Origin of the sequence: Azospirillum agricola (assembly GCF_020005195.1) — a bacterium.
Taxonomy (GTDB): Bacteria; Pseudomonadota; Alphaproteobacteria; order Azospirillales; family Azospirillaceae; genus Azospirillum; species Azospirillum agricola.
The window spans coordinates 347,491-355,000 of the sequence record NZ_JAIFZR010000004.1 but is presented as its reverse complement, the minus strand read 5'-3'; the positions used below and the strand labels follow the sequence as shown (position 1 = coordinate 355,000).

At 68.4% G+C, this 7,510-nt stretch carries 9 protein-coding genes (1 of these 9 cut by a window edge); 3 read left to right on the top strand and 6 right to left on the bottom strand.

What is annotated here, in order from left to right:
- A protein-coding gene (locus JN22_RS10565) for a monovalent cation:proton antiporter-2 (CPA2) family protein (RefSeq protein WP_085553900.1) crosses the window boundary here: on the top strand, nucleotides 1-6 show its final stretch. The gene continues 1,698 nt to the left of window position 1, outside the view; only the last 6 of its 1,704 coding nucleotides appear in the window; the start codon falls outside the window, past its left edge; it ends in the stop codon at nucleotides 4-6.
- 19 nt (nucleotides 7-25) lie between these two features.
- On the opposite strand, the gene JN22_RS10560 is transcribed toward JN22_RS10565, so the two are convergent.
- From JN22_RS10560 to JN22_RS10545, 4 genes are all read right to left on the bottom strand, one after another.
- Nucleotides 26-1,063, bottom strand: a complete 1,038-nt coding sequence (locus JN22_RS10560; protein WP_085553899.1) for a sulfate/molybdate ABC transporter ATP-binding protein — start codon at nucleotides 1,061-1,063, stop codon at nucleotides 26-28.
- A gap of 13 nt (nucleotides 1,064-1,076) precedes the next feature.
- Nucleotides 1,077-1,931: a sulfate ABC transporter permease subunit CysW gene (cysW, locus tag JN22_RS10555; RefSeq protein ID WP_085553898.1), complete on the bottom strand. Its 855-nt coding sequence runs from the start codon at nucleotides 1,929-1,931 to the stop codon at nucleotides 1,077-1,079.
- Complete coding sequence (gene cysT / locus JN22_RS10550; protein ID WP_247877503.1) at nucleotides 1,921-2,730, bottom strand: sulfate ABC transporter permease subunit CysT; 810 nt, start codon at nucleotides 2,728-2,730, stop codon at nucleotides 1,921-1,923. The genes cysW and cysT overlap by 11 nt, the downstream gene beginning before the upstream one ends.
- Before the next feature lie 81 nt (nucleotides 2,731-2,811).
- Nucleotides 2,812-3,825, bottom strand: a complete 1,014-nt coding sequence (locus JN22_RS10545) for a sulfate ABC transporter substrate-binding protein (protein ID WP_085553896.1) — start codon at nucleotides 3,823-3,825, stop codon at nucleotides 2,812-2,814.
- 306 nt (nucleotides 3,826-4,131) lie between these two features.
- On the opposite strand from JN22_RS10545, the gene JN22_RS10540 reads away from it, so the two are divergent.
- Nucleotides 4,132-5,277: a hypothetical protein gene (locus tag JN22_RS10540; RefSeq protein WP_085553895.1), complete on the top strand. Its 1,146-nt coding sequence runs from the start codon at nucleotides 4,132-4,134 to the stop codon at nucleotides 5,275-5,277.
- Between the two features lie 26 nt (nucleotides 5,278-5,303).
- On the opposite strand, the gene JN22_RS10535 is transcribed toward JN22_RS10540, so the two are convergent.
- Nucleotides 5,304-5,756 (bottom strand): RrF2 family transcriptional regulator, encoded by a 453-nt coding sequence (locus JN22_RS10535; protein WP_085553894.1) that lies wholly within the window; start codon nucleotides 5,754-5,756, stop codon nucleotides 5,304-5,306.
- 198 nt (nucleotides 5,757-5,954) lie between these two features.
- On the opposite strand from JN22_RS10535, the gene JN22_RS10530 reads away from it, so the two are divergent.
- Complete coding sequence (locus tag JN22_RS10530; protein ID WP_085553893.1) at nucleotides 5,955-6,587, top strand: MBL fold metallo-hydrolase; 633 nt, start codon at nucleotides 5,955-5,957, stop codon at nucleotides 6,585-6,587.
- 6 nt (nucleotides 6,588-6,593) lie between these two features.
- Here the strand turns inward: JN22_RS10530 and JN22_RS10525 are convergent, their stop codons facing one another.
- The gene (locus tag JN22_RS10525; RefSeq protein ID WP_085553892.1) at nucleotides 6,594-7,433 is read right to left on the bottom strand and encodes a ParB/RepB/Spo0J family partition protein; all 840 of its coding nucleotides are present in this window, start codon (nucleotides 7,431-7,433) and stop codon (nucleotides 6,594-6,596) included.
- Nucleotides 7,434-7,510 lie beyond the last annotated feature (77 nt).

The window sequence follows — 7,510 nt, the reverse complement described above, 5'->3', positions numbered from 1 at the left end:
GACTGATCGGCCCCGGTCCCGTCCTTCAGCGCGCGAACACGCGGGCGCGGTCGATGTGAACCGCGCAGCGGTCGCCCAGCGCGATGCCGAGCGCGCCGAAACGCTCGCGGTCCATCTCCGCCTCCAGCGACAGGCCGGCAAGCTCGATCTCGACGCGCGCGTCCGGCCCGACGACATGGACGCCCGAGATCCGCCCCGGCCCACCGGCGGCCGGGCTGACGCCGAGATCGTGCGGACGCACATAGGCGATGGCCGCTCCCCGCACCGCCGGATCGGTCGGTATCGACAGGGCGCCGTTGCCGATCCGCGCCACCCCGTCCTCGACCGTGCAGTCGAAGCGGTTCACCTGCCCAAGAAACTCGTAGACGAAGGCCGATGAGGGATGGTCGTAGACCTCGGCCGGCGAGCCGATCTGCTCGATCCGCCCCTGGCTCATCACCACCACGCGGTCGGCCAGTTCCAGCGCCTCCTCCTGGTCGTGGGTGACGAAGACCGAGGTGATGTGGATGTCGTCGTGCAGCTTGCGCAGCCAGCGCCGCAGCTCCTTGCGCACCTTGGCGTCGAGCGCGCCGAACGGTTCGTCGAGCAGCAGCACCTTCGGCTCGATCGCCAGCGCACGAGCGAGCGCCACGCGCTGGCGCTGGCCGCCGGAAAGCTGCGCCGGGTAGCGGTCGGAGAAATGGCCGAGCTGGACCAACTCCAGCAGCTCGGTGACCCGGCGCTTGATCTCGGCGTTGCCGAACCGCTGGCCGCGCGGCCGCACCTTCAGGCCGAAGGCGACGTTGTCGAAAACGGTCATGTGGCGGAACAGGGCGTAATGCTGGAACACGAAGCCGACCTGACGGTCGCGCGGCTTCAGCCCCAGCGCCTCCTCGCCGTTCAGTTGCAGGCTGCCGGCGTCCGGGCTTTCCAGCCCGGCCATGATGCGCAGCAGCGTGGTCTTCCCCGACCCGGACGGCCCGAGCAGAGCCAGAAGCTCGCCCGACCGCACCTCCAGATCGACCGCATCGAGCGCCTTGTAGGACCCGAATTGCTTGGTGATTCCCGAAACCTGGATCGCCATCGACGCCGAACCCCTACTTGTGCCGTGTGGCCGCCAGCTCGGCCCCGAAGCGCCATTCCAGCACCGTCTTCACCACCAGCGTGACGAGGGCGAGCATGGCCAGCACCGAGGCCACCGCGAAGGCGGCGACGAAGTTGTATTCGTTGTACAGAATTTCGACGTGGAGCGGCATCGTGTTGGTGTAGCCGCGGACATGGCCGGACACCACCGACACGGCGCCGAACTCGCCCATCGCGCGCGCGTTGCACAGCAGCACGCCGTAGAGCAGCCCCCACTTGATGTTGGGCAGCGTCACCCGGAAGAAGGTCTGCCAGCCGCTCGCCCCCAGCACCAGCGCCGCCTCCTCCTCCTCCGACCCCTGCTCCTGCATCAGCGGGATCAGCTCGCGCGCGACGAAGGGGAAGGTGACGAAGATGGTGGCGAGCACGAGGCCGGGCACGGCGAAGATGATCTGGATGCCCTGCGCCTTCAGGAACGGCCCCATCAGGCCGTTCAGGCCGAACAGCAGCACGTAGATCAGGCCGGAGATCACCGGCGAGACCGAGAAGGGCAGATCGATCAGCGTGATCAGCAGATTCTTGCCGCGGAAGTCGAACTTGGCGACGCACCAGGAGGCGGCGACGCCGAACACCAGGTTGGCCGGCACGGCGATGGCGGCGACGATCAGCGTCAGCTTGATGGCGGCGACCGCATCCTCCTCGACCAGCGCGGCCCAGTAGGCGCCGAAGCCGCGCCGCAGCGCCTCGGCGAACACCGCGACCAGCGGCAGCAGCAGGAACAGGGCGAGGAAGGCCAGGGCGGTGCCGATCAGCAGCCGGCGCATCCAGGCCGGATCGCTGAGCGCCACGCCGGAACGGTTAGCGGGCATGGCGCGACCTCATCCAGGTTTGCAGCAGGTTGAGGACCAGCAGCATGACGAAGGACACCAGCAGCATCGCGGTGCCGACCGCCGCCGCGCCGGCGTAATCATACTGCTCCAGCTTGATGACGATCAGCAACGGCAGGATCTCGGTCAGGCCGGGCATGTTGCCGGCGATGAAGATGACCGAGCCGTACTCGCCGACCCCGCGCGCGAAGGACAGGGCGAAGCCGGTCACCAGCGCCGGCAGCACCGCCGGAAACACGACGCGGCGGAAGGTCTGGCCACGGGTGGCGCCGAGCGAGACGGCGGCCTCCTCCTCCTCCGGCGGCAGATCCTCCAGGATCGGCTGCACCGTGCGGACGACGAAGGGCAGGCCGATGAAGGTCAGCGCGATGGCGATGCCGATCGGCGTGAAGGCGACCTTCAACCCGAACAGCTCGTTCAACGGCTTCCCCACCCAGCCATTCGGCGCGTAGAGCGCGCTGAGCGCGATGCCGGCCACCGCCGTCGGCAGGGCGAAGGGCAGATCGACCAGCGCGTCGACCAGCCGCTTGCCGGGAAAGCTGTAGCGCACCAGCACCCAGGCGACGATGAAGCCGAACACCGCGTTGACGGCGGCGGCGACCAGCGACAGCCCGAAGCTGACCTCGAAGGCGGCCCACACGCGCGGCGTCAGCACCGCGTTCCAGAATCCGCTCCAGCCCAGCCCGCCGGCCTTGGCGATCAGGGCGCCGAGCGGCAGCAGGACGAGGATGCTCAGATAGGTCAGCGTGAAGCCCAGCGTCAGGCCGAATCCGGGGATCACGCTGGGTTTCCGGAGGATGGACGTCACCGCGCCCCCCGCCCTGGGGAACGCGGTGTCGGTCGAAGAGGCTGCGACCACGGATCAGCGGCCCTTCTGGTAGATCTGGTCGAAGACACCGCCATCCGCGAAATGCTTCTCCTGCGTCGGACGCCAGCCGCCGAAGGTCTGGTCGATCGTGACCAGCTTAACATCGGCGAAGCGCCCCGCATACTGGGTTGCCAGTTCCGGCAGGCGCGGACGGTAGAAGTTCTTCGCGGCGATCTCCTGCCCCTCGCGGGTGTAGAGGAATTGCAGATACGCCTCGGCGACCTTGCGGCTTCCCTTGCGGTCGACCACCGCGTCGACCACCGCGACCGGCGGCTCGGCGAGGATCGACAGGCTGGGAACGACGATCTCGAACTTGTCGGCGCCGAACTCCTGGAGCGACAGGTAGGCCTCGTTCTCCCAGGCCAGCAGGACGTCGCCCAGCTCGCGCTGGGTGAAGGTCACGGTCGAGCCGCGGGCGCCGCTGTCCAGCACCGGCACGTTCTTGAAGAGCTGGCCGACGAACTCCTTGGCCTTGGCCTCGTCGTTGCCGTTCTTCTCCAGGGCGTAGGCCCAGGCCGCCAGATAGTTCCAGCGGGCGCCGCCGGAGGTCTTGGGGTTCGGGGTGATGACCGACACGCCCGGCTTCACCAGATCGTTCCAGTCCTTGATGGCCTTGGGGTTGCCCTTGCGCACCAGGAACACGATGGTCGAGGTGTATGGGGCGCTGTTGTTGGGAAGCCGGCTCTGCCAGTTCTTCGCCAGCTGCCCGGCGTCGGCGATGGCGTCGATGTCGTAGCCGAGCGCCAGCGTGACGACGTCGGCGTCGAGACCGTCGATCACCGAGCGGGCCTGCTTGCCGGAGCCGCCATGCGACTGCTTGACGGTCAGCGTGTGGCCGGTCTCGGCCTGCCACTTCTTGGCGAAGGCCTTGTTGAAATCGACGTACAGCTCACGGGTGGGATCGTATGAGACGTTCAGGAGGTTATCCTGCGCGTCGGCAGCGGCAACGCCCAGCCAGGCCAGCGTAAGCCCTGCGGCCAGGAGGGACAGGCGGCGACGAAACGACATCGGAGTCTCCTTCGGTTGGTCCCGGAGGCCGCAGAATTTCACACAAAAAACCACGGCTTCATTTCTATTTTCTGAATAGAGATTGCCAAACCGGTTCCACGCTGGAAAGCGCTTTTTTATCCCAAAACCCGAAAATTCCCGAGATTTTCAATCAACATATTGAAAAACAATATAAAAATACTCAGCCTGGAGGCCGGAAATCCGATCCCGCCGATTGATCATTTCACACTGTCATTTAACACTGAAAGCCATCAGACCGTTTGGTATCATTGGGCTCCCCCTCTTCTCCCGCAAGCCCGAATCCCGATGAGCCCACCCTCCCCCACATTTTTGACGGCGCTGCTGGAGGCGGAACGGGCGCTGGGGCGCTTGGCGGAAGCCTGCCGGTCGCCGGAGCGGCGGCGCCGCCTGTGGGCCGATTCGGCGCGGCGGGAGGCGTGCGCGGCCGCGCGGCTCGACGGGGTGGCGGTCGACGCCACCGATTTCATGATCGCCACCGTCAACCCCGATCTGGTGCCCACGGCCGGCCGGCCGGACGCCCAATCGGTGCACGCCCTGTGGCAGGGGGCGCTGTTCGCGCAGGGCGCGATGCCGGCTCCGGCCAAGCGGGCCGGATCGGCGGCGCGGCGCCCCGTGGAGCATGGCGCGGCGGCCGAGGCGTGGCGGGCCGTGGCCGCGCTGGAGGCGGGGCTGGAGGCGGGGCCGGATGGCGAAGCGGACGACGAACCGGAATCCGGCGACCCGGACTCCGCCGGGCGGGGCGAATCACCGCCGCCCTGGACGCTCGGCTGGGTCGAGGCCTCCTGGCGGGTCATGCAGGCCGGCGTGTCGGGGCGCGATCCGGCCCGCCTGACCCTGTCGCCGGAGCGCGAACTGGACGCCGTCGCCCTGCTCGGCCGGCTCGACGACGCGGCGCAGGCGCCCGCCCTGCTGGGGGGCGTCGGGCTGCTGGCCGAACTGCTGCGCCCGCGACCCGACCTGCGCTCCCCCGCCTGGACGGTCCCTCCCGCCCGGCTGCTCGCGGCGCTGGCGGTGGGGCGCTGCTGCCGGTTGCCGGATCTGTGGCTGCCGATGTCCACGGCGCTGTGGACCGACCGCACGGCCTCGGCCATCGCGGCGCGCGGCGACGGCGAGGACTGGCGCGTCTGGCTGGCCGACGCGGTCGCGGAGACGGCGCGGCGGGAGCGCCACAGGCTGGCGGCGCTGGATCACGCCGCCGAATCCTGGCGGCGGCGCATCGGCCAGCGCCGCCGCAACTCGCGCCTGCCCGAGGTGATGGACGGCCTGTTCGAGCAGCCCGCCTTCACGGTGCGCCGGGTCCAGAAACGGCTGGGGACCACCTTCCGCGGCGCCCAGCTTCTGGTCGATGAGCTGATCGAGGCGGGCATCCTGCGCGAAGTCACCAACCGGGCGCTCGACCGCGTGTTCGTCGCGGTCGACCTGATCCCGTGACAAGGCCCGGCGCCGGAAAGCCTGGGTCAGATGTCGAAATTCGCGGCCAGGTCACCGGTGGACTGGCGGTGGCGCAGCGCGTCGGACAGGGTGCGGTTGTCGAGCACGTTGGCGGTGGCGTCGCGCACCTGCACCATCAGCCAGCGCACCGAGCAGGTGCCGGGATCGATGCAGTCGTCGCACGGCTTGAAGGAGAATTTGCTGGCGCAGGGGATCGGCGCCAGATGGCCGTCGACCAGCCGGATCACCTCGCCGAAGGAGATGTCCGACGCCGGGCGGGCCAGACGGTAGCCGCCGCTCTTGCCGCGCTTGGCGAACAGCAGCCCATGCTTGCGCAACTCCACCAGGATGGCTTCCAGAAACTTGCGCGGTATGTTCTCCCGTTCGGCGATGTCGGCGATCAGGGTCAACTCGTCGTCGGTCCGCTCAGCCAGCATGATCAGGGCACGAAGCGCGTATTTGGCTTTCTGCGACAGCATTCCGGCGGAACCCGTTCCTAAAGGCGAGGATTGAAAAAAGCGCACGCAAGATGCCCGAAAGGCACAAGCCGATCAGACGCCTGGACAGTAGCGACTTTTCACACACAACGCGAGTAAGAACGCCGGCTTGCTCCGACTTCCGCCGCCGCGTTAAGGTCCGCGCACGCCGAACGCCGTTTTTTCCCATGAGGACAAGGCATGCAATACGTCATCGTTCCGGTCACGCCCTTCCAGCAGAACTGCACGGTCTTCTGGTGCCCCGAGACGATGAGGGGGGCGGCGGTCGATCCCGGCGGCGACCTCGACCGCATCCTGGGCGCGGCCGAATCCAAGGGCGTGACGCTGGAGAAAATCCTGGTCACCCACGGCCACATCGACCACGCCGGCGGCGTCGCCGACCTCGCCGACAAGCTGTCGCTGCCCATCGAGGGACCGCACCCCGACGACCAGTTCTGGATCGACGGCATGCCGCAGCAGAGCAAGATGTTCGGCTTTCCGCCGGTGCGCTCCTTCACCCCCGGCCGCTGGCTGGCCGACGGCGAGACGGTCACGGTCGGCACGCTGACGCTGGAGGTGCGCCATTGCCCCGGCCACACGCCCGGCCACGTCGTGTTCATCCACCGGCCGAGCAAGCTTGCCATCGTCGGCGACGTGCTGTTCCAGGGCTCGGTCGGCCGCACCGACTTCCCACGCGGCAACCACGGCGACCTGATCGCGTCGATCAAGGAGAAGCTGCTTCCCTACGGCGACGACATCGCCTTCATCCCCGGCCACGGCCCGATGTCGACCTTTGGCGAGGAGCGTCTGTACAACCCGTTCCTGACCGACTGACCCGCCTCAATCCACCATCGGCTCCTCGTCGCCGAGCAGCAGGTCGATCCGCCGCCGCAGGCTGAGAAGCTCGCGGCGTTGGGCGTCGTCCAGATAGGCCCGGTGCTCGCGCGGGTCGCCAAGCCTGCGGGTCGCCCGCCGCAGCGCCTCCAGGAAGCGGCCCACCGCCGACATCGTGCGCAGGCTGGGCTCCTTGGCGTCGTCCTTGCGGCTTCGCGCCGCCTGGACGGTGCGGTCGCCGGCCTTCACCTGCTCCCATTGGACCATCTGCTCCGCCAGATCCTTGATCCAGGCGATTTCGATCAGGGTGGAGCGCGACACGTCGCGGTGCTCCGCCGCGTATTCCCGCTTGATCTCCGGCGGCAGCGTGTTGAGGCGCAGGGTGTGGCTAACGTTGCTCTGGCTCTTGCCGATGATGCGGCCGAGCTGCTCCTGCGTGTAACCGTAGCGGTCGATCAGCCGCTCCAGCGCCTCCGCCAGTTCCAGCGCGTCGAGGTCGACCCGCTGGACATTCTCCACCAGCGCCAGCTCGTCGGGGTTGCCGGAGGTCGCCAGCGCGTGGATGGTCGCCAGCCCCAGCATGCGGTGCGCCCGCAGCCGCCGCTCGCCGGCCACCAGCCGGTAGCCGCCGACCACCTCCTGCACCAGGATCGGCTGCTTCATCCCGTAGTCGGCGATCGAATCGGCGAGGCTGCGCATCTCGTCCGGGTCGAAATGGCGGCGCGGCTGGCTCGGATTCTCGCTGATCGACGCGACGTCCAGTTCGAGCAGCCGGGGCGGCTTGCCGCGGTCGTCGAACAGATCGGCGCTGTCCTGGTCCGGATGTGCGGGTGCGCGCGTCGGCATGCCTTTGTTTTCCCTCCCCGATCGGGTCGCGGCACCGGCAGCCCTCCCGTGGAGCGCCGCCGGTGCCGAAGCCTGAC